The 26378-nt window shown below is 74.1% G+C and carries 20 protein-coding genes, 4 tRNA genes and 1 other RNA gene; 11 read left to right on the top strand and 14 right to left on the bottom strand.

What is annotated here, in order from left to right; genetic code table 11:
• The first annotated feature begins 262 nt into the window (after window positions 1-262).
• The 8 genes from ABTZ58_RS02580 (at window position 263) to ABTZ58_RS02615 (ending at window position 4840) form a co-directional block, all read left to right on the top strand.
• Window positions 263-580, top strand: coding sequence for a histone-like nucleoid-structuring protein Lsr2 (locus tag ABTZ58_RS02580; protein ID WP_351349661.1), 318 nt, complete (start codon window positions 263-265; stop codon window positions 578-580).
• Between the two features lie 132 nt (window positions 581-712).
• Window positions 713-784, top strand: a tRNA-Gly gene (locus tag ABTZ58_RS02585).
• 80 nt (window positions 785-864) lie between these two features.
• A tRNA-Gly gene (locus ABTZ58_RS02590) sits at window positions 865-937 on the top strand.
• Window positions 938-1074: 137 nt separating this feature from the next.
• Window positions 1075-2040 (top strand): ABC transporter ATP-binding protein, encoded by a 966-nt coding sequence (locus ABTZ58_RS02595; RefSeq protein WP_351349663.1) that lies wholly within the window; start codon window positions 1075-1077, stop codon window positions 2038-2040.
• The gene (locus tag ABTZ58_RS02600; RefSeq protein ID WP_351349665.1) at window positions 2037-2834 is read left to right on the top strand and encodes an ABC transporter permease; all 798 of its coding nucleotides are present in this window, start codon (window positions 2037-2039) and stop codon (window positions 2832-2834) included. Before ABTZ58_RS02595 ends, ABTZ58_RS02600 begins: the two co-directional genes overlap by 4 nt.
• Window positions 2835-2856: 22 nt before the next feature.
• The gene (locus ABTZ58_RS02605; protein WP_351349667.1) at window positions 2857-4125 is read left to right on the top strand and encodes a sensor histidine kinase; all 1269 of its coding nucleotides are present in this window, start codon (window positions 2857-2859) and stop codon (window positions 4123-4125) included.
• Window positions 4122-4742 (top strand): response regulator, encoded by a 621-nt coding sequence (locus ABTZ58_RS02610; RefSeq protein ID WP_351349669.1) that lies wholly within the window; start codon window positions 4122-4124, stop codon window positions 4740-4742. The genes ABTZ58_RS02605 and ABTZ58_RS02610 overlap by 4 nt, the downstream gene beginning before the upstream one ends.
• A gap of 22 nt (window positions 4743-4764) precedes the next feature.
• Window positions 4765-4840: transfer RNA gene (locus ABTZ58_RS02615), tRNA-Gly, on the top strand.
• 51 nt (window positions 4841-4891) lie between these two features.
• Here ABTZ58_RS02615 and ABTZ58_RS02620 read toward each other — a convergent pair.
• The 6 genes from ABTZ58_RS02620 to ffs all read right to left on the bottom strand — a co-directional run bounded on the left by ABTZ58_RS02620 (window position 4892) and on the right by ffs (window position 13755).
• Window positions 4892-5791, bottom strand: a complete 900-nt coding sequence (locus tag ABTZ58_RS02620) for a phosphoribosylaminoimidazolesuccinocarboxamide synthase (RefSeq protein WP_351349671.1) — start codon at window positions 5789-5791, stop codon at window positions 4892-4894.
• A gap of 69 nt (window positions 5792-5860) precedes the next feature.
• Entirely contained in the window at window positions 5861-7336 is a 1476-nt protein-coding gene (locus tag ABTZ58_RS02625; RefSeq protein WP_351349673.1) for a N,N-dimethylformamidase beta subunit family domain-containing protein, read from the bottom strand.
• Between the two features lie 220 nt (window positions 7337-7556).
• Window positions 7557-9398 (bottom strand): hypothetical protein, encoded by a 1842-nt coding sequence (locus ABTZ58_RS02630; protein ID WP_351350375.1) that lies wholly within the window; start codon window positions 9396-9398, stop codon window positions 7557-7559.
• A gap of 327 nt (window positions 9399-9725) precedes the next feature.
• Complete coding sequence (gene purD / locus ABTZ58_RS02635) at window positions 9726-10976, bottom strand: phosphoribosylamine--glycine ligase (RefSeq protein WP_351349675.1); 1251 nt, start codon at window positions 10974-10976, stop codon at window positions 9726-9728.
• A 126-nt stretch (window positions 10977-11102) separates the two neighbouring features.
• Window positions 11103-13571, bottom strand: coding sequence for a DNA polymerase III subunit gamma and tau (locus ABTZ58_RS02640; RefSeq protein WP_351349677.1), 2469 nt, complete (start codon window positions 13569-13571; stop codon window positions 11103-11105).
• A gap of 89 nt (window positions 13572-13660) precedes the next feature.
• An RNA gene (gene ffs / locus ABTZ58_RS02645) (signal recognition particle sRNA small type) lies at window positions 13661-13755 on the bottom strand.
• A 73-nt stretch (window positions 13756-13828) separates the two neighbouring features.
• On the opposite strand from ffs, the gene ABTZ58_RS02650 reads away from it, so the two are divergent.
• Both ABTZ58_RS02650 and ABTZ58_RS02655 read left to right on the top strand, forming a co-directional pair.
• Window positions 13829-13916 (top strand) — tRNA-Ser (locus ABTZ58_RS02650).
• A gap of 135 nt (window positions 13917-14051) precedes the next feature.
• Window positions 14052-14273: a hypothetical protein gene (locus ABTZ58_RS02655; protein WP_309096820.1), complete on the top strand. Its 222-nt coding sequence runs from the start codon at window positions 14052-14054 to the stop codon at window positions 14271-14273.
• Window positions 14274-14554: 281 nt separating this feature from the next.
• Here ABTZ58_RS02655 and ABTZ58_RS02660 read toward each other — a convergent pair whose 3' ends face one another.
• The 7 genes from ABTZ58_RS02660 to ABTZ58_RS02690 form a co-directional block, all read right to left on the bottom strand.
• The gene (locus tag ABTZ58_RS02660) at window positions 14555-15346 is read right to left on the bottom strand and encodes a cation efflux transmembrane domain-containing protein (RefSeq protein WP_351349679.1); all 792 of its coding nucleotides are present in this window, start codon (window positions 15344-15346) and stop codon (window positions 14555-14557) included.
• Window positions 15337-15672, bottom strand: a complete 336-nt coding sequence (locus tag ABTZ58_RS02665) for an ArsR/SmtB family transcription factor (RefSeq protein ID WP_351349681.1) — start codon at window positions 15670-15672, stop codon at window positions 15337-15339. Before ABTZ58_RS02665 ends, ABTZ58_RS02660 begins: the two co-directional genes overlap by 10 nt.
• A gap of 76 nt (window positions 15673-15748) precedes the next feature.
• Window positions 15749-17371, bottom strand: a complete 1623-nt coding sequence (locus ABTZ58_RS02670) for an ABC transporter substrate-binding protein (protein WP_351349683.1) — start codon at window positions 17369-17371, stop codon at window positions 15749-15751.
• Between the two features lie 4 nt (window positions 17372-17375).
• A complete protein-coding gene (locus ABTZ58_RS02675) occupies window positions 17376-19589 on the bottom strand; it encodes an amino acid adenylation domain-containing protein (protein WP_351349685.1) in 2214 nt (737 codons plus the stop codon).
• 154 nt (window positions 19590-19743) lie between these two features.
• Complete coding sequence (locus ABTZ58_RS02680) at window positions 19744-20211, bottom strand: MSMEG_6728 family protein (protein ID WP_351349687.1); 468 nt, start codon at window positions 20209-20211, stop codon at window positions 19744-19746.
• A gap of 17 nt (window positions 20212-20228) precedes the next feature.
• On the bottom strand, window positions 20229-20681 hold the full coding sequence (locus tag ABTZ58_RS02685) for a DUF4383 domain-containing protein (protein ID WP_351349689.1): 453 nt from the start codon (window positions 20679-20681) through the stop codon (window positions 20229-20231).
• A gap of 11 nt (window positions 20682-20692) precedes the next feature.
• Window positions 20693-23176: a SpoIIE family protein phosphatase gene (locus ABTZ58_RS02690; RefSeq protein ID WP_351349690.1), complete on the bottom strand. Its 2484-nt coding sequence runs from the start codon at window positions 23174-23176 to the stop codon at window positions 20693-20695.
• Window positions 23177-23337: 161 nt separating this feature from the next.
• Here ABTZ58_RS02690 and ABTZ58_RS02695 point away from each other — a divergent pair, with 161 nt between their 5' ends.
• Window positions 23338-24309, top strand: coding sequence for a DUF72 domain-containing protein (locus ABTZ58_RS02695; protein ID WP_351350377.1), 972 nt, complete (start codon window positions 23338-23340; stop codon window positions 24307-24309).
• On the opposite strand, the gene ABTZ58_RS02700 is transcribed toward ABTZ58_RS02695, so the two are convergent.
• The gene (locus tag ABTZ58_RS02700; RefSeq protein WP_502995997.1) at window positions 24209-26344 is read right to left on the bottom strand and encodes a copper resistance CopC/CopD family protein; all 2136 of its coding nucleotides are present in this window, start codon (window positions 26342-26344) and stop codon (window positions 24209-24211) included. The two genes, ABTZ58_RS02695 and ABTZ58_RS02700, sit on opposite strands and share 101 nt — an antisense overlap.
• Window positions 26345-26378 lie beyond the last annotated feature (34 nt).

The raw sequence follows: 26378 nt of genomic DNA on the forward strand, positions 1-26378 counted from the left end.
CTCCCGGTGTGTGGTGCTGAGCAGGTTCCTTCAGACTACCCGCACAAAATTTCTACGCGCGTCGACTTGTAGGAAGCTACGTGAGCGTCATCACGATCCGGCATCGACGAGCACACTCACGAAAATTTCCGGGAAAGATTCCCGATCGACACCCGAAACCTATTGCGTTCGGACACGCGGAAGGATTTAGTCGGGCTTCACCATGCATTGCCGGGCACTGTGGAAATGAATTGGCAAGTGCCGCAAGAAGGGACCGATATTCGTGGCGCAGAAGGTCGTGGTCACTCTCTTTGACGACATCGACGGCTCGGAAGCGACGGAAACGATCGCCTTCGGACTGGACGGCAGGTCGTACGAGATCGACCTGAGCGAGGTCAATGCCGGCGCACTGCGGAAGGCGCTCGCGCCCTACGTGGAGGCCGGCCGCAAGCGGTCCCGCTCGGGCAAGGCGTACCGGCAGACGGAGGTCGCCCCCGACCCCTCGGCGGTGCGCGCCTGGGCGCAGGCCAACCGGATGGAGGTCCCCGCGCGCGGACGCATCCCCAAGAGGGTCTACGAGGCGTTCAGCGCCGCGCAGTGACGGCCCGCCGGGCCCGCGCCGACGACCGGTCACCGGCCCCTCGCGCCAGCCGACTTGCGCAGCACCCCTGCTGATCAGCTAGAGTCTGGAGCACGCCGAGGGGCACGGCCGAAAGGCCCAGCTCACGGACATGCGGGTGTAGTTCAGTAGTAGAACATCCCCCTTCCAGGGGGAAGGCGCAGTGTGCGATTCCTGTCACCCGCTCTGCACCGCCGTACCGACCACTGATGTGGATCAGGTAGGCTGGTGCCCGCACCGGTCAGTGAGAGCTGGTCGGGAGCAATGCGGACGTAGCTCAGTTGGTAGAGCGCAACCTTGCCAAGGTTGAGGTCGCGAGTTCGAGCCTCGTCGTCCGCTCGGGAATGAGACCCCGGTCCTGACGGACCGGGGTCTTTTCGTTTCCCCGGCATCCTTCCGACCCCGCTGACATTTGTCATGCCGAGTGATGACAGCGCGCACTGCTCCGCGGACCGTGCGGACGGAACGCTGGAAGCATGCAAACCAACGGACACGAACACGTGATTGAGGTCACTGACCTGCGGCGTGTGTACGGGGGCGGGTTCGAGGCAGTACGCGGAATCAGCTTTTCCGTCCGGCGCGGGGAGATCTTCGCGCTGCTCGGCACCAACGGCGCCGGCAAGACGTCGACCGTCGAACTGCTGGAGGGACTCGCCCCGCCCGCGGACGGCCGGGTGCGGGTCCTCGGACACGACCCGTACACCGAGCGGGCCGCCGTACGCCCCCGCACCGGTGTGATGCTCCAGGAGGGCGGGTTCCCGTCGGAGCTGACCGTCGCGGAGACCGCGCGGATGTGGGCGGGGTGCGTGAGCGGGGCCCGGCCGCCGGCGGAGGTGCTGGCACTGGTCGGACTGGAGTCGAAGTCCGGCACCCGGGTCAAGCAGCTCTCGGGTGGACAGCGGCGCCGGCTGGACCTGGCGCTCGCCCTGCTCGGCGACCCCGAGGTGCTGTTCCTGGACGAGCCGAGCACCGGTCTGGACGCCGAAGGCCGCCACGACACCTGGGAGTTGGTGAGCGCGCTGCGCGACGGCGGTACGACCGTGCTGCTGACCACGCACTACCTGGAGGAGGCCGAGCAGCTCGCCGACCGGCTGGCGATCATGCACGAGGGGCGCATCGCCGCCACCGGCACCCCGGCCGAGGTCACCGCCGCGGAGCCCTCGCGGATCTCCTTCGAGCTGCCCGACGGCTACTTCGTCGGCGACCTTCCGCCGCTCGGCGAACTGGGCGTGGCCGGGCACGAGACCGACGGCCGGACCGTCCGGCTGCGCACCCACGAACTGCAGCGGACCGCCACCGGGCTGCTGATGTGGGCCGACCGGGCCCGCGTCGAGCTGCGCCGCCTGGACGTGCGGTCGGCGTCCCTGGAGGAGGCGTTCCTCGGGATCGCCAGGGAGGCCTCCGCCGAGCGGGCCACGACGACGAAGGAGTACGCGGCATGAGCGCCGTCCCCACCACGCCCCGCCCCGCGGCGACCACCGCGCTGAGCCGGATGACGGCCCTCGCCCGCGCCGAACTGACCCTCCTGGGACGGACCAGGGGCGCCCTCGTCGCCGCGCTGTTCGTGCCGCTGGTGCTGCCGGTCAGCGCCTCGCAGGCGGCCGGGGAGATGGACCTCGCCAAGGCCGGGCTCGACACCGGCACCTTCGTGCTGCCCGCCGCGATCGGCTTCTCCCTGCTCTTCGCCGTCTACTCGGTGCTCGTCGGCACCTTCGTCGTCCGGCGGGAGGAACTCGTCCTCAAGCGGCTGCGCACCGGCGAGCTGCGGGACGGCGAGATCCTGGCCGGCGCGGCCCTGCCGGCCGTCCTCACCGGGCTCGCGCAGAGTCTGCTGCTGGCCGCGGGATGCACCGTGCTGCTGGACGTGGCCGCGCCGTCCGCGCCCCACTTCGCGGTCCTCGGACTGCTGTTGGGGCTGGTGCTGTGCGCCGCCCTCGCCGCGGCCACCGCGAGCTTCACCCGGACGGGCGAGAGCGCGCAGGTCACGCCCATGCCGCTGATGATGGTCTCGATGGTCGGCTCCGGGATGTTCGTCCCGCTGGAGCTGCTGCCGGACCGGGTGGCCTCCGTGTGCGAGCTGCTGCCGCTGACTCCCGTCGTCACCCTGGTGCGCGGCGGCTGGACCGGCGACCTGTCCGCCTACGACGCGCTCGGCGCCGTCGCCACCGCGGTGGCCTGGACCGCCGTCGCCGTGTTTGCTGTACGGCGGAGGTTCTCCTGGGAACCGCGGCGCTGAACGAACGGGGAGTGACGGGCTGATGCGCGGGCCGGGCAGGTGGTGGCGGGGGAAGACGACCCCGGCCAAGGTCGAGACGTACACACGGGCGTCGTTCCACTCCTTCGCCGTGATGGAGTTCTGCTCCGTCGGGGTCACGTCGGCCGTTCCGCTGGGGCCACGGCTGGGCGGCTGGGTGCTGCTGATGGTGGGCGTGCACGCCGCGGTGTGCTTCGCCACCGTGTCCCGGGCCGTGGACTGGACGCGCGGCCGCAGGCCCCAGCCCGTGGGCCTGATGTGGACCCTGGCCGCCGTCACCGCCGTGATCTCCGTCGCCGCCATCGGCATCGCCGAACGCGGACCGGGCGGTGAGTCCGCCGACACCGCGGCGGGCGGCGTCTTCGGCGTCGTGCTGATCTTCGGTCCCGGCATCATCGCGCTCGGCGTCCGCGACCGGCGGCGGGCGTTCGGGATCGCCGCCGGCTTCGCGCTGGGTGGCGGGATCGTGGCCCTGGCCTTCGGGGCTCCCGCGCAGGCCGCGCTGGTCACGGCGGTGATCGTGCTGGCCGGAGGCGGGTTCATCGCCTTCACGGCCGTCTTCTCGGTGTGGCTGCTCAACGCCGTCTATGAGCTCGACGAGGCCCGTGAGACCCGGACCCGGCTGGCCGTGGCCGAGGAGCGGCTGCGCTTCGGGCGGGATCTGCACGACGTCATGGGGCGCAACCTGGCCGTGATCGCGCTCAAGAGCGAGCTGGCCGCACAGCTGGCCCAGCGGGGGCGGCCGGAAGCCGTCGCGCAGATGGTCGAGGTGCAGCGGCTCGCCCAGGAGTCGCAGCGGGAGGTGCGCGAGGTCGTGCGCGGCTACCGGGAGGTCGACCTCGCGGCGGAACTGGCCGGTGCGCAGGGGGTGCTGGCCGCCGCCGGGATCGACTGCACGGTGAGCGGGCGGACCCCGGCGGGACTGCCGGCCGGGGTGCAGTCGGCCCTGGGGTGGGTCGTACGGGAGGCCGCGACGAACGTGCTGCGGCACGGGGACGCGCGGCGGTGTGTGGTGGAACTGCAGGTACGGGAGGGGCGGGTGGTGTTGTCCGTGGAGAACGACGGGGTCACCGCGGCGGAGAACGGCGTGCCGGGTTCGTCCGGTACGGGTCTGGCCGGGCTGCGGGAGCGGCTGGCGAAGATCGACGGGACACTGGAGGCTGGGCCGGCCGGCAGGGGGCTGTTCCGGCTGAGGGCGGAGATCGCCCTGCCGTCGGCGGCCTCCCCCGCCGGGTCCGCCGCCGCGCGCGAGGTCGACGAGGTCGGCGGATGACCGCCGCCAGGCCCGTGCGGCTGCTGCTCGCCGACGACGAGCACCTGATCCGGGGGGCGCTCGCCGCGCTGCTGGCGCTGGAGGAGGACCTCGTGGTCGTCGCCGAGGCGGCCACCGGGCCGGAGGCGCTGGCGATGGCCCGGGCCCATGAGCCGGACGTCGCCGTGCTGGATCTCCAGATGCCCGGCGCCGACGGTGTGAAGGTCGCCACATCCCTGCGGTCCGAACTGCCCGGCTGCAAGGTGCTCATCGTCACCAGCCACGGGCGGCCCGGGCACCTGAAGCGGGCGCTGGCGGCCGGGGTGCGGGGATTCGTGCCCAAGACGGTGAGCGCGCAGCGGCTCGCCGAGCTCATCCGCACCGTGCACGCCGGGAACCGTTACGTCGACCCGGAGTTGGCCGCCGACGCCATCGCCGCCGGGGACTCGCCGCTGACCGCCCGGGAGGCCGAGGTGCTGGAACTCGCCGCGGACGGGGCGCCCGTCGCGGAGATCGCCGAGCGGGCCGCGCTGTCGCAGGGGACGGTGCGGAACTACCTGTCGTCGGCCGTGTCGAAGCTCGGGGCGGAGAACCGGCATGCCGCGGTGCGGCTCGCGCGAGAGCGAGGTTGGGTATAGTGGTTCCCGCGCCACGGCGCATGCGAACGTAGCTCAGTTGGTAGAGCGCAACCTTGCCAAGGTTGAGGTCGCGAGTTCGAACCTCGTCGTTCGCTCCAGCGAGAAGCCCCCCGGTTCCGGCCGGGGGGCTTGCTCGTGTCCGCTGCCGCTTACGACCAGCTGGTACCGGTCAGGCGCTCGTACGCCTCCACGTACTTGGCGCGGGTGGCGTCGACGACCTGCTGCGGCAGGGCCGGGGGCGGCTGCTCGCCCGTGCGGTCCCAGCCGGACTCCGCCGAGGTGAGCCAGTCGCGCACGAACTGCTTGTCGTACGACGGCTGCGTCCGGCCCGGCTGCCACTGGTCGGCCGGCCAGAAGCGGGAGGAGTCGGCGGTGAGGACCTCGTCGGCGAGGACCAGGGTGTCGCCGTCGAAGCCGAACTCGAACTTGGTGTCCGCGAGGATGATGCCGCGCTCCCGGGCGATGTCCCGGCCCCGCGAGTAGACGGCGAGGGTCGCCTGGCGCAGCTGCGCGGCGGTCTCCGCGCCGACCTGGCGGGCGACCTCCTCGTAGGACACGTTCTCGTCGTGCTCGCCGACCTCGGCCTTGGTGGCCGGGGTGAAGATCGGGGCGGGCAGCTCGCTGCCGTCGACCAGGCCCTCGGGCAGGGCGAGGCCGCAGACCGTGCGGGTCTGGTTGTACTCGGCCAGGCCCGAGCCGGTGAGGTAGCCGCGGGCCACGCACTCCACCGGGACCATCTTCAGGGACTTGCAGACCAGGGTGCGGCCCTGCCAGTCGGCCGGGGCGCCGGCGGGCAGCTCCGTGCTCAGGACGTGGTTCGGGACCAGGTCGGCGAGCTGGTCGAACCACCACAGGGACAGCCGCGTGAGGATCCGGCCCTTGTCCGGGATCTCGGTCGGCAGCACCCAGTCGTAGGCGGAGATGCGGTCGCTGGCGACCATCACGAGGTCGCCCGCCTCGTTCCGGTAGAGCTCGCGCACCTTGCCGGTGTGCAGATGCACCAGGCCCGGAATCTGGAGCGGCTCGGGCTTTTCGACGAATCCGGACACGGTTCCTCCCCGTGGTTCAGTACGAGTGGCTCGATTCTCCCGTATGCGAGCCCGCTCGCCGACAGCGGGTCAGTCGCGTTTGCAGATGCGGTCCAGGAGGTTGGCGGTGGCGCGCTGGACGCGCCCGTCGACGTGGCCGGGGCGGTCCAGGGCCGGTGACCAGGCGAACGTTCCTGCTGCGAAGACCCAGGCGCCGGAGGGGGCGCGGTAGAGGGACGTCTCCTGGTGGCGCGGGACACCCTCCTTGTCGGTGTACGGGGAGTGGGCGAGCAGGACGCGCTCCTCGTGCTCGGGCAGCGGGGTGCGCGGGAAGTAGCGGTCGGCCTCGCCCGCCACCAGGTTCTCGATCTCGTCGCCCTCGTGCGCCCCCGTCGCCTCCCACAGCCAGTGCCCGGCGTTGCGCACGACCAGCGGATGCGGCTCGGGCACGTGCCCCGCGTACTGGATGCCGAGGAGCTGCTGCTCCGCCCGGTCGATCTCCCGCCACAGCACCGGCTTGCCGGGGCCCTTGCGCTTGCGGCAGGTCAGCAGCCGGTGCGGCACGCCGGACGGGGACGGGCCCAGTTCCACCTGCCAGTACAGGGTGTTGGCGGAGAGGAAGACCAGCGAGGTGCCAGCGTCCCGGGCGGCCTCCACGGTCCGGCGCATCTCGGCCGACCAGTACTCGTCGTGGCCCGGGAAGACCAGGCCCCGGTAGCGGGTGGGGTCGACGCGGCCCGCGTGCAGGTCGCTGGCGTCGGCGTAGGCGATGTCGTAGCCGTAGCGCTCGGCCCAGCGGATGAAGTCGTAGGCGTGCCCGACGTGCAGCGGGAGGCCGGCGCCCGCGTACGGGCGGTCGAAGGAGACCGTCGTGGCGGCGTCCGCCTCGCCCAGCAGCCGGCCCTGGTCGTCCCAGGCGTGGTAGAGACTCGCGCCCGTGCGCCCGTCCTCCGGGTAGAGGTTGTAGGCCTGCCAGGTGATGTCGGGCAGGACGAGGAGCAGGTCGGCGGGCTGGTCGTGGCGGACGGTGAACGGCACGTGGGAGCGGTAGCCGTCGGCCGTGGTGAGGACGGCCACGTACGCGCCGATGTTCCAGTACGACGGGACCTGCAGCCGCCAGGACAGCCACCAGTGGTGGCAGGAGACCGTGCGGTCGGCGGTGAGGGGCGGGGGCTGGACTATGCCGGACAGGCGTGGGCTGGTGGTGATCTTGGCGGCGCCGTCACCGCCGTAGTGGCCGATGCGGTAGATGTCGACGGCGAACTGCTGGGGCGGGTCGACCGTGATGTGGAAGTCGACGGCCTCGCCCGGGGCGACCGCGCCGGTGGAGGTGAAGCCCTTGATCTGGCGGTGGACGTCGTCGGCGGCGCGGGGGCCGCCGGAGCGGCCGTCCCTCCGCTGGGCGTGGGGGCCGTCCTGGTCCACGTACCAGGGGACGATCCGGCCGGTGTCGTCGAAGTACGTGACATCGCCGCGCAGCCACGGAACGGGGCCCTGCCCGAAGGGATCCGTCACGGCGTGCGCCAGTGCTCCCGACTCCCAGCGGCGGATCTGCTCCGAACGCATAGTCGCTTCCCCTCCCCTTCGCCCCCGTGGTGATGCCTGCCGATGTGGTGTGTGGTGTCGTGTGTGGTCTTGTGCGTTTGTCGTATGTCGCACGCCCTTGCCATGCGCGCGAACGGTCCAAGCACATCACATAACGCACGCACTTCGTCACTGTTCGTTTTGAATTGGCCAGAAGCGGAAGGTGGGGCTCCGGCGGGCGGGTGCCGGGGGACCGACGGGGTCAGGCGAGGCGGACCGGCTTCTCCGGCCGTATGCCCAGGTCGGCCAGCCAGGTCCGGAGCGGGGCGGCGTCGCCGTCCTCGATCAGGGCGAGGACCTTCGGTGCGAGATCCGGGGTGCGGGCGCCGTCGACGAGCAGCGTCGGGCCGTCCAGCCAGTCGAGGCCGGGTGTCGCTCCGGCGGTGTCCATCGCGGCGCAGCAGACCATGGCCGTGAGGTGGTCGGCGAGCAGGTCACGGGCCGTGCGCGGGGGCTGGAGGGGGAAGAGGGGGAGCGTGCGGTCGTCCCAGAGGGCGGCGGCGGGGTCGGCGGCCGTGGCGTCGGGGGCCGTGGGGGACGGGCGGGGTGCCGCGGTCTCCTCGCGGGACAGCTCGGCGCTGAGGCGGGCGGCGAGGGCGGCGCTGCGGGGGGTGGTACCGGAGAGGTCTTCTTCTTCGTCGTCGGCGGGGGCCGCCGCGGGTAGGACCGGTCCGGGGCTCGCTCCGGTAGCCGGTCCGGCTGCGGTCGCGGGAGCGCCGTCGGCTCTCGCGGTGGGGTGCTCGCCCGGTACCGCGGGACCGTCGGCGGAGAGACCCGTCAGGTGGTCCAGGACGCGGGCGAGGGTCGGGGCGCCGGTACCGGAGGACGTGGGGCCGGGGGCGGGGCGGACGCCCAGCGCGTTCAGGACGCGGTGGAGGCGGGCCGCGTCGATGCGCCACTTGCGGTCCACGACCTCCTCCGGATACTCGCTCCAGTCCACCGGCGACCAGTCGGGTCCTGCCCCCGCCGGTCCGCCGTGGAAGAGGCGGGCGGCGAGCAGGGAGGCGGCCTCGTCGACCGCGCCGGGCTCCTCCAGCAGGTCGCAGGCCGGCCGCTCACCGAGCCGGGACGCGAAACCCTCGGCCAGGCGGTCCCGCCGGGACAGCTCCGTGAGCGCCGCCACGACACCCGCGTCCAGCCGGGACGGCCAGCGGCCCATCCGCCAGGCGGGCAGGGCGACCCGGGTCAGCAGCCGGTCCCAGCCGGCGTAGGCCAGACCCACCTGCTCCTGGGCGACGATCCGCAGGCCGTAGTCCACAGCCTGTGCACGCTCGGCGGCCGCGGCCGCCACGCCCCGCTCCATCTCGGCCGCGTGCACCCGGCAGCCGCGCAGCAGCACCCGGGCCACCCACCCGACACCGGCGAGGACCAGCCGGGACACCGGGTCACGGCGGGGCGCCGAGGTCACCGCGACCGCGGCGTCCAGGCCTCGGACGAAGCGCCGGGCGGCGGCTATGTCCGGGTGGGCCGAGGGCCCCGTGCCGGCCACCACCGGGGCGAGGACGGCGCGCAGCTCGCCGACCCGCATCCACCACAGGAACGGGGAGCCGATGACCAGGACCGGTGCCACCGGGTGGCGGCGGTGGGCGTGCCGGCCCGCGCCCGCTATGTCCTCGTGCTCCTCCGCCGGGGGCGGGCCGTGGGCCCGGTGCGTGCGGTCCTCCAGCCAGCTGTCGCAGTCGGGGGTGAGCGCTATCGCCGAGGGCGCGGGGACGTCGAGGCGGTCGGCGAGGTCGCGCACCATCCGGTACAGATCCGGGGCGGCCTCCTCCGCGATGGCGACCGTCGGGCTCATGGCCGGGCGGGCCCGGGCCACGACCAGGGCGATGGCGGCGGCGGCGAGCAGCACCAGGAGCGCCAGCGGCGTCAGGACCCAGCGGGCGGCGTCCCAGCCGGGACCGGCCAGGTGGCCGGTGGGGATGCCCGCGAGCAGGACCACGGCGGCTGCCGCCGGCAGCAGGGCGGCGGCCAGCGCCCGGCTGCGGATGCGCAGCACCACGAGCGCCCGGGACCGCGCGGCCTGCGCGCCTGCCTCCACACCCATTCCGGTCACGACCGACCTCCCCCCCTCCCCGTTGACCTGACGCTTTCCTTGCTCACTCCCCCACTGTGGCACCCGCCACCGACATCGCAATGCCGGTGGGCCAAGTGCCGGAACGCTTGCGCGGCACCCTAGTTGGGGCCCCGGCCCCCGTCAGCCGGATAGGACATCGGTCACTCGATGGAATGGCTCTGGGGAAAGGTGGATGACGGACGGCGAGGATCAGGCCCTCGTCCACCGCATACTTCAGGCCCCGGATCCTGAGACGGATCCGGGGCCTGGGAGGTTCATCGGCGCGAGGGTGGTTCCACCCCGCTCGGGAGCGGCCGGCTACGCGCCCGCCGCCCTGGCCGCGATGTCCGTGCGGTGCTGGGAGCCGTCGAGGTGGATGCGGCCGACGGCGGTGTACGCGCGGTCGCGGGCCTCGGCGAGATCCTTGCCGGTGGCCGTGACGGACAGGACGCGGCCGCCCGCGCTGACGATCGCGTCCCCCTCGCGCCGGGTCCCGGCGTGCAGCACGTAGGCGTGCGGGGCGTCCTGGGCGGCGACCTCGTCGAGCCCGGTGATCGGGTCGCCGGTGCGCGGGGTGCCGGGGTAGTTGTGCGAGGCGACGACCACTGTCACGGCCGCGTCGTCGCTCCAGCGCAGCGGCTCCAGGTGGGCGAGGTTGCCGGTGGCCGCGGCCATCAGCAGCCCCGCGAGCGGGGTCTTCAGACGGGCCAGCACGACCTGGGTCTCGGGGTCGCCGAAGCGGGCGTTGAACTCGATCACGCGAACGCCCCGGGAGGTGATCGCGAGACCGGCGTAGAGCAGCCCGGAGAACGGCGTGCCACGGCGGTTCATCTCGTCCACGGTCGGCTGCAGCACGGTCCGCAGCACCTCGTCGACCAGCTTGGGGTCGGCCCACGGCAGCGGGGAGTACGCGCCCATGCCGCCGGTGTTCGGGCCCTGGTCGCCGTCCAGGGCGCGCTTGAAGTCCTGGGCGGGCTGCAGCGGCACGACCGTCTCGCCGTCGGTGACGGCGAACAGGGAGACCTCCGGGCCGTCCAGGTACTCCTCGATGACCACGCGCTCGCACGCGGCCGCGTGCGCCCGGGCCGTCTCCAGGTCGTCCGTGACGACGACGCCCTTGCCGGCGGCGAGGCCGTCGTCCTTCACGACGTACGGAGCGCCGAAGGCGTCGAGGGCCGCGTCGGCCTCTTCCTCGGTCGTGCAGACGTACGAGCGGGCCGTGGGCACCTCGGCCGCCGCCATGACGTCCTTGGCGAAGGCCTTGGAACCCTCCAGCTGCGCGGCCCGGCCCGAAGGGCCGAAGACCGGGATGCCGGCCTCGCGCACGGCGTCGGCGACACCGGCGACCAGCGGGGCCTCCGGGCCGACGACCACGAGGTCCGCGCCGAGCCGCTGGGCCAGCTCGGTGACGGCGGCGCCGTCCAGGGCGTCGACCTGGTGCAGCTCGGCGACCTCGGCGATGCCGGCGTTGCCGGGGGCGCAGTGCAGCGCCGTGACGTCGGGGTCGTGGGACAGGGAATGGCACAGGGCGTGTTCGCGGGCGCCGGTACCGATGACGAGGACCTTCACGGGGGTCAGCCTAACGGGAGGCGCCGGGATTCCCTTGTGCGGGCTTCCGAAGGGGCGGGGTGGCCGCGTTGGAGGTTCCTCCAGGCCGGTCGGCCGCGGGGGCCGCCGCCCGTGCCGCACTCCTCCCTACGGCTCGTTCGAGAACTCCTCCACGACCGTCGCGCCCAGCTCCCGGACGATCAGTTCCTGACCGGACAGGGCCGACTCGTCGAGGTCGGGGTCGTCGTCCTCGGGGATGTCCTCCTCGACGGACACGTGGCGGGGCTGCGGGGGCGAGGGCTGCGGGACGGGGGCGGTCGGGGCGGCCGCCGGGACCGACGCGGCGCCGGAAGGGGAGCCGCCCGGCTGCGCGGCGGGTGCCGCCGGGGCCGTCGACTGGGCCGGGGCGGAGCGCTGGGCGGTCGCCGTACCGCCGCCGAAGCCGCCGCCGTAGCCGCCGCCCCCGCCGGAGCCGTGGCCGCCGGGCTGGCCGCCGCCGTAGCCGGACGGGCCGCCCGGGGCCGGGGGTGCGGAGCCGCCGGAGGGGTCGACGATCGCCTCGATCTTCCACTGGACGTTGAACTGCTCGCCCAGCGCCTGCCGCAGCACGTCCTCGCTGCCGCTGCTCAGGAAGTTGTCCCGGGCACCGGCGTTGACGAAGCCGAGCTGGAGGGTGGTGCCGTCGAAGCCCGCGACCTGGGCGTTCTGGCTGAGCAGGATCCAGGTGAAGCGACGGCGGTTCTTGACCGCTTCCAGGATGTTCGGCCAGAGCATGCGGGGGTCGAGGCCGGCGGGCGCGGGGGCCGCGGGCGTGGGGGCGGCCTGGGCGGGAGGTGCCGACGGTGCTGCCGGTGCCGTCCGCGGAACGCTGGGTGTGGGGGCGCTCGGTGTCGCGGGGCCCGCTGCCGGGGTGTCCGGGGCGGGTGCGCCCGGGGCGGGTGCGCCCGGGGTGGGTGCGCCCGGGGTGGCGGTGGGCCAGCCGCCCGGGCGGCGGCCGCCGCCCGCGGAGGCGGCGGTGGGCCAGGCGCCGGGGGCCGGGGCCGATGCGGCCGGTGCCTGAGGGGTCGTGGGTGGGTGCGGAGGCTGGGCGGGGGTGCCGGCGGTGGCCGTGGGTGCCCCGGGGGCGTGCCCGGTGGGGGCGCCGGGCCCCTGGGGCGCTGTGCCCGGGCCCGCTGCCGCGGGGGCGTGCTCCGCCGCGGCCGCCGTACCACCACCGGTGCCGCCGCTGCCCGGACCACCGGGTCCGCCGGGAACTCCGGGGCTGCTGCCTGCTCCGGGAGCTCCGGGACCACCGCGCACCGCCGCCCGGGCCGCGGCCGGGCCCCCGCCCGGCGGAACCGGCTGAACCGGAGCGTGCGCGGCGGGCGCGCCGCCGGGCCTGTCCTGATGGCCCTCCGGCTGCGGTCCGGGCACGTATCCCGTGGCGGGCAGGCCGGCCGGGCCCGCGGCGGAGAAGTTCACCCCGCGCTCGATCCGGTCCAGGCGGGCCATGAGGGAACGCTCGTCGCCGTAGGCGGCCGGAAGCAGGACGCGGGCGCAGATCAGTTCCAGCTGGAGGCGGGGCGAGTGGGCGCCGCGCATCTCGGTCAGGCCCTCGTTGACCAGATCGGCGGCCCGGCTCAGCTCGGCGGGGCCGAAGGTGCCGGCCTGGGCCTGCATGCGCTCCAGGACATCGGCGGGGGCGTCGATGAGCCCCTTCTCCACGGCGTCCGGAACGGCGGCGAGGATCACCAGGTCGCGCAGCCGCTCCAGCAGGTCGGCGACGAAACGGCGGGGGTCGTTCCCGCCCTCGATCACGCGGTCGACGACCTCGAAGGCCGCGGCCCCGTCACCGGTGGCGAAGGCCTCGACGACGGAGTCGAGGAGCGAGCCGTCGGTGTAACCGAGCAGGGAGGTCGCCATGGCGTACGTCACACCGTCAGCGGCGGCGCCGGCGAGCAGCTGGTCCATGACGGACATGGAGTCACGCACGGAACCGCCGCCGGCGCGCACGACGAGCGGGAGCACCCCGTCCTCGACGGGGATGCCCTCCTGCTGGCACACCTCGGCCAGGTACTCCCGGAGGGTGCCGGGCGGGACGAGGCGGAAGGGGTAGTGGTGGGTGCGCGAGCGGATCGTGCCGATGACCTTCTCGGGCTCGGTCGTCGCGAAGATGAACTTGAGATGCTCCGGGGGCTCCTCGACGACCTTCAGCAGCGCGTTGAAACCGGCCGACGTGACCATGTGGGCCTCGTCGATGATGTAGATCTTGTACCGGCTGCGGGCGGGTCCGAAGAAGGCCTTCTCGCGCAGGTCACGGGCGTCGTCCACGCCACCGTGGGAAGCGGCGTCGATCTCGATGACGTCGATGGAACCGGGGCCGTTGCGCGCGAGGTCCTGGCAGGAGTGGCACGTACCGCACGGCGTGGGCGTGGGGCCCTGCTCGCAGTTCAGGCAGCGGGCCAGGATGCGCGCGCTGGTCGTCTTGCCACAGCCGCGCGGCCCGCTGAACAGGTACGCGTGGTTGACCCGGTTGTTGCGCAGCGCCTGCTGCAACGGGTCGGTGACATGCTCCTGCCCGATGACCTCGGCGAAGGTCTCCGGGCGGTAGCGGCGGTACAGAGCGAGAGACGACACGCATACGAGGTTATAGGCGCCCACTGACATCGGACCCCTGACATCGGGCCCCGTCCGGGACACGGGCCCGGCCCCACCGGCCCGGGGACGCAGACGCCCCTCACGCACCCGCCAGAGCCGACCTACCCTTGCTGCCTTCCGGCCCTGGGGGAGTTCAGTCAGATAGCGCCGCGTGAGGGGCTGCGCCAAGGCTACCTGATGTCGGGGGCAGGGAACGAGTTCGCGAGCACTCCTCTCGGTCATGTAATGTTTCCGGCGGAGGATTCGCCTAGAGGCCTAGGGCGCACGCTTGGAAAGCGTGTTGGGGGCAACCCCTCACGAGTTCGAATCTCGTATCCTCCGCCAGTGCCTCACCGGGCACGATGTCGAAGGGCCCCACCGTTCGCGGTGGGGCCCTTCGACGTTTTCCGTCTCAGTTCGTGACCTCATCGTCGCTCGCCCGTCCCCACAAACACCCCCCGGGGCGCATACTGGGGCGTGATGACAAAGCGTGCTGCACAGAAGCGTCATTTGCCTACCAGCCCCTTCGCGGCCCCCGTCGCGCCGGCGCCGAAGCACTTCGCCGTCGGGGACCAGGTCACCCACGACATGTACGGCCTCGGCCGGGTGATCGGTGTCGAGGACGGGATCGCGGTGCTCGTGGACTTCGGCTCCGCACAGATGCGGATCCTGAGCCCCTACGCCAAGATGACCAAGCTGTAGGACCTCGTGCCGGGTCACGGCACGCGCGGCCCCGTCAGGGGGCCGCTCCCAACGAAAGAGAGTCCTCCCATCGAACCGACTTCGCTGTTCTCCGCTCCGGAAGGGCAACCCCGCCGCTCCGCCGCGGCATCGCCTCCCCCGGTCACCAATCCCTTCCGAGCCCCGGACTTCGGAGAGGACGAGGTCTTCCCGCCCGAGGAGTCCGGGGAGTTCCCGGAGACCGGGGAGGTGGAGCGGCCCGCGCCGGGCAGGCGGACGTCGCGCCCGCGCCGCAGGGCGGCCTAGCCGGTCCCCGCACAACACCCACCCCCTGCGCGGCAACCGCAGCTCCCCCCACCCTCCGGCGACACCGGCAGCGACGGCGACGCCGTCCGTGATGGTGACGCCGGCTGTGACGGTGACGCCGTCCGTGACGGTGACGCCGGTACCGCGCAGCAGCCCTTGCCACGCCACGCGTCCCGGCCCTCCTTGACCGCCACGGCGGCGATGACCAGGGCCGCGATGGGGTCGGCCCAGGACCAGCCCACGGTGGCGTTCAGGAGCAGGCCCGCCAGGAGCACGGCCGACAGGTACGTGCACAGCAGTGTCTGGCGGGAGTCGGCGACCGCGCTGGCGGAGCCCAGTTCGCGCCCCGCCCTGCGCTGGGCCGCGGACAGGAACGGCATCACCGCCAGGGAGAGGGCCGCCAGCACGATGCCGGGGACCGAGCGTTCCGCCGCGCCGGTCCCGGCCAGGGCCCGTACCGCGTCGGCCGCGACGTACGCCGCCAGCGCGAAGAAGGACAGGGCGATGACGCGCAGCGCGCTCTTCTCCCGCGCCTGACGCACGGCGTGCTCGCGTGCGGAGAACTGCCAGGCGACGGCGGCGGCGGAGGACACCTCGACGACGGAGTCCAGGCCGAAGCCGATCAGGGCGGTGGAGGAGGCGAGCGCCCCGGCGGTGAGGGCGACGACCGCCTCGACCGCGTTGTAGGCGATGGTCGCGGCGACCAGCAGCCGTATCCGGCGGGTCAGCGCGTCGCGCCGCGCGGGGCCGGGGGACAGGGAGATCTCCGCGGCCACGGTCAGCAGCACCCCTCGGTGGCGGCCTCCGGGCAGGTGCGGTCGGACTCGACGGCGACCACGGCGGTGCGCAGGTCGTCGAGCGCGTGGCCGAGACGGGCGTCGGCCAGTTCGTAGCGGGTCCGGCGGCCCACGGGGACCGCGACGACCAGGCCGCAGTCGCGCAGGCACGCCAGGTGGTTGGAGAGCCGGGTGCGCGAGACGCCGAGCGTGTCGGCGAGGTCGGCCGGGTGGGCCGGGGCCTCGCGCAGGGCCAGCAGGATCCGGCAGCGGACCGGATCGGCGAGCGCCCGGCCGAACCGGACCAGGACTTCGATGTCGGGGGCAGCAGTCAGCATCCGACGAGCGTACCCGGGTTCAGGAAACCATGAATTCAGGGTTGGGTGAACATTTTTCCGTCCGCGCCTGCCCGCCTCAGGGCGTCTCGCTGGGGATCACGCAGTTCTTCGGCTGGGGTCGTCCCGTCGGCCAGCCGAGGCCCACGAACTTGAGCGTCCCCCGGCCCTTGCGGCCCGGGTCCAGTTCGACGATCGCGGCCGGTTTGTCGTAGGCGTTGCCCCCGGTGGTGAGGCAGATCAGACCGCTGGTGGCCCGGACGCGGTGGCGCGAGTGGAGGAGGGACCACTGGCGGCCGACGTCCTCGCGGGTGGGGACCGTCGTCTCGGGCGCGCCCTGCTGGGCCTGGTGCAGGGCCTTGCCGATGGTGAGGAGGCCGTCGTGGACGAGCATCGTGCGGGAGTCCTCCAGGTTGGGCGTGGAGCCGAGGGAGATGCCCTCGCGCCGGGTCGCGGCGATCTGGGCGCGCAGGGCGTCCAGGGCCGCCTTCGGTTCGGTGAGGTACTGGGGGAGCTCCTGGGGTTTCGGGGCGCGCTTGTGGGTGGCCGTCCACTTCTTCGTCCAGGCGGCCAGTTCCGTGCTCCAGGCGTCGGGGTGGGCAGGGGCCGCGTACTGGACCGTGACCTTCGGCCGCCCGTCGTCGCCGCGCAGCGAGGCCCAGTCCCGCTCGGTCATGTCCTGGCGCAGCGAGGCCGCGTCGGAGCCGCTGACGATGGTGTAGTGGCGGCCCTCGCAGCCCACCTGGGCCAGCTTGAGGGCGAAGATGCGCAGGTGGAGGGTGCGGCCGGCGAAGTAGACGGTGTCGGCCTCGGAGTCGCAGATGTTGTTGGCCGTCTGCGTGAACTGGTTGCCGGTGGAGCCCGCCTCGTCGATGGCCGGGGACTCGAAGGACATGGCGGCGGGACCGGCCGGGCCCTCCTCCTTGATCCGGCTGAACGCCCTGGCCAGGGACTCGTTGTAGCTGTCGGGGCGTTTGTCGTACACCAGGACCGTCCGCAGGTTGCGACGGCCCTGTGCGCCGTTGAAGTCGGCCAGGGCCCGGGCCGCGTCGTTGTTGGTGGGCAGGATGCGGGCCAGGCCCGGGAAGCGGAGCCTGGCCATGCCGTCCGCCCGGTCCTCGTTGGCGATCCGGTCGCCGCTGATGCGGGCGGCCAGCACCGGCACCTTGTTCTCGGTCAGGCGTTTGACGGCCGCCTCCGTGGCGGCCAGGCTCAGGTTGAAGCCGGTGACCGCGCGCAGCCGGTCCTCGGGGGAGGCGGCCATCCGCAGCAGCGTGTCGACGACCTTCGCCTGGTGCCCGTAGTCGCGCCCGGGGTTGGCCAGGACCAGCCGGATCTTCGGCGGTTCGCCCTCGCCGGCGTTGGCCTGCCGCTGCCCGAGGTACGCACCCTGCAGATCGCTGCGCATCTGCCGGCGCAGGGCCTCGCGGCCGGACTGCAGGGGCAGCATCATCGCCACGGTGACGTGCGGCTGGTCCTCGATCCTGTCGTTCTCGCGGGCGATCGCGCGGGCCACGTCGGCGATCTCCCGGGTGCCGAAGTCGTAGCCCTCGCCGTTCACGCCGACGCACTCGCCGTCGATCCGCTCCACACCGTCGGCGCAGGTGTCCGGCTTGCGGACGAGGGAGGTCGTGAGCGTGACGCCCGCCACGAGGACCAGCACCCCTAACAGCGAGTAGAGGATCTTCTTCCATCTCGGCATGCCGTCATCTCCTTCGCCGGAGCTGTTCGGTGCAGGTGCAGCGCAGCAGGGGCTGTTCGTTCTCGGCCAGGGCGCTCCAGTCCGCCGCGGTCCTGCTGAGCCGGCCGGCGCCCTCGAAGTCCATGATCGAGAGGAGGTCCAGCAGCTTGGCCAGGGTGCGGGCGGTCTCCCTGCCGGTCGGGCGGGTGCGTTCCTCGCACAGCCACACCGCGTGCAGCAGCTGGTCGACCGTGCGGCGCAGCGGCGGGCCGTCCGCCGCCACCAGGCCCTGGGCACGCTCGCGCCGGGCGTCGGCGCCGCCCGGGTAGGGGGCCTGGGCGATCTCCAGGAGTTCGGCGCACCAGGCGCGGGGGCGGCCCGGGAGCGTGGCGGCGAGGTGGCCGACGACGTCGTCGGCGCCGCCGGAGACCAGGTGGTGGTTCATCCGGTGGGCGGTCAGGGAGCGGAAGGCGCCCGCGCGCGCGATGCCGTCGCCGGCCGCGTCGTCGCCCGACAGGTCCTCGTCGCGGATGCGGTCCTCCCCCGCCGCCCGCCGCGCGTAGTGGTCGCGCAGCAGGTGATGGTCGGCGTACCAGGCGGCGCCGTCCGGGAGCAGGCCGTAGAGGCGGTGGACGAGGAGCTGGCGCAGGCCGAAGTCGCCGATGAAGTGGCGTTCGCAGGTGGGCCAGCCGGTGTCGGCGAGGAGCCGCGAGACGTGATGGGCGGTCAGGTGGTGGACGTGCCCGGCCTGGTGGTGGCGGAGCAGCACGTCGGCGCACTCGGTGTCGTGGGCCACCGACAGGTGGGTGAGGAGGTCCAGCCAGTGGGCGTGGTGCTCGGCCGGGAGGCGTACGGGCAACTGGTCCAGGATCAGTTCCCGTAACAGCACCTCGGCGACCGGGTGTTCGGCGTCGTCGCCCGGGAGGCGCAGGGGGGCGTCCAGGAGGTCACGGTCGTTGGCGTCGGCCGGCATGCGGAACGCCGCCGCGGCCGCGGCCAGCCGGATCACCGTATGCGGGCGGCCGCCGCTCAGCCGGGCCACGGCCGCGTCGATCCGGCGGCGGTTGACGCCGCCCTCCGGCTCGGCGTGCTGCTGTCTTCGCACCGTCTCCCGGCGCAGCTGGTCGCCGGTGAGCAGCGGCATCCGCAGCAGCAGCACCCCGTCGGCGAGCGGGGCGCCGTCGGCGCCCCCGTCCGTGCGTCGGGACCACTCCGGCGGGGCCCCGTCGGACGGCCGGTACTCGGCCGGGGGCGTGATCAGCCCGGGCGGCAGGCCGCCGTGCAGGAAGGCGCCGCCGTCCGCGCGGCGGGCCGTGCCGATGACGACGACACGGTCGCGCCGGCCGCCCCGGCGGTCGGTGAGCACCGCGCGCAGCAGCCGCTCGCCCAGGGGCGACTCGGCGTGGTCCAGCAGCAGGCCCGGGCGGCCGACCCGGCGCAGCCAGCCGGAGGGCGAGGCGTACGCCGCCTCCAGGTCCTCGCGCAGGGCCCGGAAGAGAAAGCTTTCCGCGACCTCGCGTGCCTCGCCGCCCGACCGGAAGTCGGCGGCGAGGATGCGCAGCCCGATCCGGGGCTGGCCGGCCGCGCCGGGGTAGGCACCGTAGACCCGCTCCAGCTCCGCCCTGCCGCGGGGGGCCGCGCGTTCGAAGACGGCGTCCAGCAGGGCGTTGCTGACGGCCGCCGAGTAGGGGTCGAACGCCTGCCCGTACATGGTCGCCAGCAGGTTACGGATGGTGCCGCGCAGCATCCCGCGCCAGAAGTCGCCGCCGCCCAGGCCCCGCACGCGGCGCCGCTGGGGCAGGTCCTCGTAGCGTTCGGCCTCCGTCGCGACCGCCTGGGGCCCGCCGTCCGCGACGCCGGTCGCGATCATGGCGAGGCCGGTGAACAGGCGCGGGAAGGCGAACGAGCCGCCCGTGCCCTGCCAGGTGCACAGCCGCCGGGCCACCTCGACCAGCGCCTCGGTCGCGGCGGAGCGGGCGCCGGGCTCCGGGGCGGCCCGGTCCTCGTACACCGGCGAGGCGCAGTCGAGGTGGATCACCGGCACCTTGGCGGCGAACCGGTCCCGTACGGCGCGCAGCAGCCGGCCCTTGCCCATGCCCGGGCCGCCGGTGAGCAGCACCACGGGCAGATCCGGACCGTACAGCGGCTCCCGCCCGGCACCCGAGGGCGACCGCCCGAACAGTCGCGCGAAGAAGCCTTCCTCGGAGAGGAGGCTCTCGAAGCCCAGTTCCTCACACACGGTTCCCCCATGACGTCCTGCCCGCCCGAACCCGTGACCGCTGTGCCGGAACAGATCGTGACCGCTGTGCCGGAAAAGATCCAGTGGAACACGGAACCGTCCGGCCGACAACGGGTGCCGCACGGACGGGAGTTGACCCCAGGGGGAGGTGCGACTACGCGGGGCGGTCGGAGGCGGGCCAGACGTACGGCAGGTCGTCCGGCACCCCGGGGAAGAGCGCCCCGTAGGTGTCCGGGTCCTTGCGCACCAGGGCCGAGCGGTGGCTGCGGTGGAAGGGCCGGTCGCCCAGCCAGGGCGGGAGTTCGCCCTCGGCGGCCAGGTCGTGCTGGCCGCGGACCGGGGCGTGGGGGCGGGCGGTGGCGAGGTCGGCGACCAGAGTGGCCGCGCAGCTGTCCTGGTGACCCTGCTCGCGCCAGACGCGGCAGATCTCCAGGCCGTAGCGGACCAGGGCCTCCTCGTAGCCGGTCCACATCCGCACGGCCGGGTGCCGCCGCCAGCCGTAGCCCGGCACGATCAGGCCGCGCAGGACCTGAAGCGCCTCGACGCGCTGCTTGCCGAGCCGGCGGCGGTCCAGGGCCAGGGCGGTCCTGCGGAAGTCGGGGTAGGGCAGGAAGGTCTGCATGCCGTGGTCCGTCCCCCTCACCGCGCGTGTCTGCCCGCGGGGCGCCGGCCTAGGGCGAGGGCGAGGGCGATCATCCCGACGCCGAGGGCGAAGTGCAGCCAGTCGTCGGCGGAGTTCAGGGGCACGAAGTTGGCGCCGCTGTCGTGGCCGACGGACAGGCCGTAGACCCACAGCACCAGGTAGACGGCGCCGCCGGCCAGCAGGTACGAGTACGCCCCGGCGGCCGTGCGGGCGAGGACCAGGCCGGCCAGGCCGTAGGCCAGGTGCACCAGGTTGTGCAGGACCGAGACCTGGAACAGGCCGAGCAGTTCGGCGCCCGAGTCGTGGCCGGCGAACTCCATCGAGCCGTAGCCGGTGGTGATGCCGGGGACGAAGCCCAGCACGCCGACCAGCAGGAAGACGACCCCCGCCAGCAGGGCGGCCTGCTGGAGCGGGGTGCGGGCGGTCGGGCGGTCGGTGGGGGTGGTCATGGCCGTGGTCCTCACGGGAGGGTCAGGGTCTGTTCGGCCCAGATGGTCTTGCCCGTGGCGCTCTGGCGGGTGCCCCAGCGCTCGGTCAGCCGGGCCACGAGGAGCAGGCCGCGCCCGCCCTCGTCGTAGCTGCGGGCGCGCCGCAGGTGGGGAGCGGTGGTGCCGCCGTCGGAGACCTCGCAGATGAGGGTGGTGTCGTGGATCAGGCGGAGCCGGACGGGCGGCTCGGCGTGCCGGATGGCGTTGGTGACGAGCTCGCTGACGACCAGTTCGGTGACGAAGACGGCGTCGGACAGGCCCCACCGCTCCAGTTGCGCCACCACGTCCTTCCGGGTCCGGGCGACCGCGGAGGGGTCGCAGGGCACGTCCCAGGTGGCGACCTGGTTCGCGTCGAGGGCGCGGGTGCGGGCGATGAGCAGGGCCACGTCGTCGGCCGGGCGCTGCGGCAGCAGCTCGGTGAGCACCCGGTCGCACAGGGCGTCCAGCGAGTCCGCCGGGCGGGCGAGGGCCTCCCGCAGCCGCTGGACACCGGCGTCGATGTCCCGGTCGCGGCTGGCGACCAGGCCGTTGGTGTAGAGGGCCAGCAGGCTGCCCTCGGGCAGTTCGACCTCGGTCGCCTCGTAGGGCAGGCCGCCGACGCCGAGCGGGGGCGCGGCCGGGAGGGCGACCAGATCGACGGTGCCGCCGGGGCTCACCACGGCGGGCAGGGGGTGCCCGGCCCCGGCGAAGCAGCAGTGCCGCGAGACCGGGTCGTAGACGGCGTACAGGCAGGTGGCGCCCACGTCGGCGGAGGTCCCGGCCGGGTCCCCGGCGCCCTCCTCCTCCGTGTTCAGACGGGCCACGAGATCGTCCAGGCGGGTCAGCAGCTCGTCGCACGGCAGGTCGATGTCGGCCAGCGTGCGCACCGCCGTCCGCAGCCGGCCCATGGTCGCCGAGGCGTGCAGGCCGTGGCCGACGACGTCGCCGACCACCAGGGCCACCCGGGCCCCGGACAGGGGGATGACGTCGAACCAGTCCCCGCCCACGCCCGCGTGCCCGCCCGCCGGGAGATAGCGGGAGGCGACCTCGACCGCCGCCTGCCGGGGCAGCCGCTGGGGGAGCAGGCTGCGCTGGAGGGTGACGGCGGTGGCGCGCTCGCGGGTGTAGCGGCGGGCGTTGTCGATGCTGACCGCGGCCCGGGCGGCCAGTTCCCCGGCCAGGACCAGGTCGTCGTGCCGGAAGGGGTCCGGGTTGCGGTACCGGGCGAAGAAGGCGACGCCCAGGGTCGTCCCGCGGGCGGCCAGCGGCACGGTCAGCACCGCGTGGACGCCGAGGCCGCGCATCCGGGCGGCCCGGGCCGGGTCGCGCGCGAACCACGCGGTCAGGGCCGGGTCGGTCGCCTCCTGGACGGTGGGCCGTCCCGTGCGCAGGCTCTCGAACGGCGCCGAACCCACCGGGTAGGAGTCCACCTCGCCCGCCGCCACGACGGCCTCCGGCGCGCCCGGCGTGACCGACCGCAGCGCGACCCGCCGCAGGCGCAGCGGCCCCTGCGCCGGCAGCGCCCGCCCGAGCGGCTCGGGTACGTCGTCCAGCGTGGCCAGCAGATCGACGCCGGCGAAGTCGGCCAGGGCCGGGACGGTCACGTCGGTCAGCTCCTGGGCCGTGCGCGTCACGTCGAGGGTGCTGCCGATGCGCCGGCCGGCCTCGGCGATCAGCTGGAGCCGTTTGCGGGCCCAGAACTGCTCGGTCATGTCGTGCGCGGACAGGCACACGCCCCGGATGGTGCCCTCCTGGTCGCGCAGCGCGGACATGAAGACCGACCAGGCGTGCTCGTGGTCCTCGCCGGGGGCCTGCAGGTAGTTCTCGTCGTAACTCGGCTCCCCGGTCCGCAGCACCCGGGCCATGCTGCGCTCCGCACGCTCACCGGCGGCGTCGTCGATGATCTCGGAGACGCGCAGGCCGCGCATCTCCTCCTCGGTGAGGGCCGTGGAGCGCTCCATGTCCGCGTTGGCCAGGCGCAGCCGCAGCCGGGTGTCGTAGATCGCCTGGGCGCAGCACGGGGACTGGGCGAAGCTCCAGCTCACCAGGGACTCGTCGAGGCCGGGCCGCGGGTTCGGGCCGGTCAGCGCGGAGACGATGAGCCAGGCCGGGGCACCGGCGGCGGGCGTCCGGTGGTGGGCGAGGACCCGGACGGTCAGCTCGCGGCCGTCGCGGTGCCGCAGGGCGACGTCGCCGTTCCAGCGGGGCAGCCCGGCGAGGGCCGGCATGCCGCCGCGCACCGGGATCGGCTCGGCCAGCAGGTCCGCGGCGCGGCGGCCGAGCATCCGCCCGGCCGGATGACCGAGGAGCCGCTCGGCGCCCGCGTTCCAGCCGGTCACCCTGCCCTGCTCGTCGAGGGTGACACGGGCGGTGAGGTCTTCCGCGACCAGGGCGTCGAGGGCACCGAGGGCCTCGGGAGTCTCGCGGGCTCCGCCGGGCGGCCGGCCGGCCCGGCCGACGGTGACGGGCTGCTCCATGTTCGGTCATCTCGCTCTCGCGGAAGGCTTCGACCCTGGCGCCGCAATAGACAGTTATGACCTGATTACCCTGATTCGGGAGCTTTCACCGTGCCGTCACCACCCGGAGGCGGAGCCTGCCGGCGCCCGGCCCGGGTAACCGCTCCCCCATGGGCGAGATCCTGGGCGAGATCCTGGTGGGCACGTGTTCCTGGACCGACCGGGCACTGGTCGGCAGCGGCTGGTATCCGGCCGGGCGGCGGGACGCCGAGGGGCGGTTACGGCACTACGCCGAGCGGTTCCCGGTCGTCGAGGTCGACGCCTCCTACTACGCGCTGCCCAGCGAGCGGAACAGCCTGCTGTGGGCCGAGCGGACCCCGGACGGGTTCGTCTTCGACGTGAAGGCGTTCTCCCTGCTGACCGGGCATCCCACCCGGCAGGCCGTGATGCCGGACGGCCTGCCGGCCGAGCACCGGGACCCGGCCGTGCTCGACGCGGTCTGGGCGCGGTTCGCGGCGGGCGTCGAACCGCTGCGCAGCGCCGGACGGCTCGGGAGCGTGCTGTTCCAGTTCCCCCCGTGGTTCCGGCCGGGCGAGCGGGCCGAGACGTTCCTGAAGGAGTGCGCGGAGCGGACCCGGGGCTGGCCTCTCGCCGTGGAGTTCCGGCACCCGTCCTGGTGGGAGCCGGGCCGGGCCGAGGCGACGGGCGCGCTGCTGGCGCGGCACGGCATGGCCGCGGTCGCCGTCGACATGACGCAGACCCTGCCGTCCTCCGTACCGCCGGTGACCCCGGTGACCTCGCCCCGGCTGTCCGTCGTACGGTTCCACGGCCGCAGCACCGCCTGGGGCACCGGCAGCAAGGAGGACAGGTTCCGGCACGCCTACGGCGAGGACGAACTCGCCGAGTGGCTGCCCCGCGTGCGGTGGCTGGCCGAGCGGACCGAGCAGGTCCACGTCCTGTTCAACAACTGCTGCGGTGACGCCGCCGTACGCGCCGCCGAGACCATGACGCGGCTCCTCGACGGCGGCGGTCCCACGGCGGTGCCGCGGCTGCCTAGGGCACGATCCGCACCCGCTTCTCCTCCGTCACCTGGTCCACGTCCGACACCCGCACGGTCGTCCTCATCGTCCAGGTCCCGGGGAGCGGCAGATTGACGGCGTTGGTGCCCCAGTAGCCGCCCTGGTCGGTGAGTTCGGCGTCGATCGGGCCGAGTCCGCGGGAGGGCAGGCTGAAGGTGATGCGGACCTCGGGGACGACGACCAGGCCCGTGTCGGCGCCGTAGACCACGGCCTGCACGCCGTTCTCGCCGACCCGGGCGGGATCCAGGGTGACCTGGACCGTGCCGCGGCCGGTCACAGTGCCCGTGCCCGTGTCGAAGGGCACCGTCACCTGCGCGGTGGGCGGCAGCGCGCCCACCGGGGCCTGCCGTGCCGCCTCGGCCTCCGCGCGGCCGGGCAGCGTGCCGGTGAGCACGGTGGTGATCGCCAGCACGACGGCGGCGACGGCGACCTCGACGAGCACGGAGCGGCGCAGCCCACGGCGCCGGGCGTCGAGGCCGGGGCCGGAATCGCCGTCGGGGCGGGAGCGGTCGTGAGGGCCTGAGCGGTCGCCGGTACTGGAGCGGTCGTGAGGGCCTGAGCGGTCGCCGGTACTGGAGCGGACGTCGGGGCCGGACCCGGAACCGGAATCGCCGTCCGGGCCGGAGCGGTCGCCGGGGCGGGAGCGGTCGTGAGGGCCGGAGCCGTCGCCGGTACTGGAGTAGTCGTCGGGGCCGGACCCGGAACCGGAATCGCCGTCCGGGCCGGAGCGGTCGCCGGGGCGGGAGCGGTGATCCGGCCCCGGATCGGAACCGGGATCGCCGCCGTCGGTGTCGGCGGTGCCCGGGTCCGCCGCTCCCGCGCTGGACGTGGGCACGCCGACCGGCTGCGGGACGCGGGCCGGTACGGCGGCCCCGACGGTGGACGCCACCGTGGCCCCGGCGGCCACCGGCGCGGCGATCCGGGCCGTCCAGCGCCGGGCCTGGCCGGCCGCCAGCAGCAGCGCGCACACCGCGGCCACTTTGACGAGCAGGAGCCGTCCGTACGAGGTGCCGGTCAGGGCGGGCAGGGAGCCGAGGCCGCGCCAGGACTGGTAGAGGCCGGTGACCGCCAGGACGACCACGGAGGTGAAGGCGACCCGGGAGAAGCGGGGCACGACCAGGGCCAGGTCGTCGACGGGCCCGCCGCGCAGGGTCAGCAGCAGCGCCACGAGCCCGCCGAGCCAGACGCCCGTGGCCAGCAGGTGCAGCACGGAGGAGGCCATCGCCAGCGGCACCTGGATGCCGGCCGAGGCGTGCTCGGCCACCGCCCAGGTCAGGGCGAGGGCGACGGCCAGGACGGTGCCGGCCGCCCGGACGAGGGGCCGGTGGTGGTCCCGGCGCCTGGACAGCCGGACCAGGAGGGCCGCGATCAGCAGCAGGATCACCAGCCGCGCCAGCAGGGCCAGGCCGGGTCGGCTGGACAGGGTGCGGTCGAGGGCGCCCGGGTCGAAGGCCGCGAGGGGTCCGGCGCCGCTCTCGTAGGGGGCGCGCAACAGGAGCAGGGCGGCCGTGGCGCCCACGAGGGTCCACCAGGCCGCGACCAGGGGCCGGCGCAGCGGGGACGTGCCGGCCGGGCGGCACAGCGACGCGAAGGCGGCCGTGCCGACGAGCAGGGCGGCGGCGAGGTAGGCCAGGTAGCGGGCGAGGTCGTAGAGGCTGTCGGTGACAGGGTCCTCCTCCGGGCCGGCGTCGACCTGGACCGTGGTCGCGGAGCGCTTGCCCACGGAGAAGGTGAAGGCGCCGGACACCGGGTGGCTGTCGGCGGACACGACCCGCCAGGCGACCGCGTACGTGCCCTGCGCCAGCTTGCCGGTCAGCCGGACCCGGGCCGTGTCGGAACGGCCGTCCGCGTGCGCGGCCTCGCCGGTGGGGACCCGGCGCTGGTCGGGGCCGAAGACCCGGAAGGAGTCGTCGAGCAGACCGACGGACTCGGTGAAGGTCAGGGTGATGTGGCGGGGGGCGCGTTGGACGACCGATCCGTCCTCGGGGTCGGTGCCGCGGAGGGCGGAGTGGGCGGAGGCGGGGGCCGCTCCCCCGAGGAGCAGTACCAGCAGGGTGCCGAGCAGCACCAGGGCTCGGGCTCGCCGGGGGTGTCCGACATTGCGCTCCACGTGGGTCTCCGGGTTCGGGCAGTACGGCTCCCAA

Source organism: Streptomyces sp. NPDC094143, from assembly GCF_040303825.1.
In the GTDB taxonomy this organism is placed as follows: Bacteria; Actinomycetota; Actinomycetes; order Streptomycetales; family Streptomycetaceae; genus Streptomyces.

Coding starts and splice junctions, on each gene's coding strand:
- ABTZ58_RS02600 (WP_351349665.1), top strand. CDS start 2,037: ATGAGCGCCGTCCCCACCACGCCCCGCCCCGCGGCGACCACCGCGCTG.
- ABTZ58_RS02625 (WP_351349673.1), bottom strand. CDS start 7,336: ATGCGTTCGGAGCAGATCCGCCGCTGGGAGTCGGGAGCACTGGCGCAC.
- ABTZ58_RS02665 (WP_351349681.1), bottom strand. CDS start 15,672: ATGCTGACTGCTGCCCCCGACATCGAAGTCCTGGTCCGGTTCGGCCGG.
- ABTZ58_RS02685 (WP_351349689.1), bottom strand. CDS start 20,681: ATGACCACCCCCACCGACCGCCCGACCGCCCGCACCCCGCTCCAGCAG.
- ABTZ58_RS02655 (WP_309096820.1), top strand. CDS start 14,052: ATGACAAAGCGTGCTGCACAGAAGCGTCATTTGCCTACCAGCCCCTTC.
- ABTZ58_RS02630 (WP_351350375.1), bottom strand. CDS start 9,398: ATGGGTGTGGAGGCAGGCGCGCAGGCCGCGCGGTCCCGGGCGCTCGTG.
- ABTZ58_RS02680 (WP_351349687.1), bottom strand. CDS start 20,211: ATGCAGACCTTCCTGCCCTACCCCGACTTCCGCAGGACCGCCCTGGCC.
- ABTZ58_RS02690 (WP_351349690.1), bottom strand. CDS start 23,176: ATGGAGCAGCCCGTCACCGTCGGCCGGGCCGGCCGGCCGCCCGGCGGA.
- ABTZ58_RS02670 (WP_351349683.1), bottom strand. CDS start 17,371: ATGCCGAGATGGAAGAAGATCCTCTACTCGCTGTTAGGGGTGCTGGTC.
- ABTZ58_RS02595 (WP_351349663.1), top strand. CDS start 1,075: ATGCAAACCAACGGACACGAACACGTGATTGAGGTCACTGACCTGCGG.
- ABTZ58_RS02605 (WP_351349667.1), top strand. CDS start 2,857: ATGCGCGGGCCGGGCAGGTGGTGGCGGGGGAAGACGACCCCGGCCAAG.
- ABTZ58_RS02610 (WP_351349669.1), top strand. CDS start 4,122: ATGACCGCCGCCAGGCCCGTGCGGCTGCTGCTCGCCGACGACGAGCAC.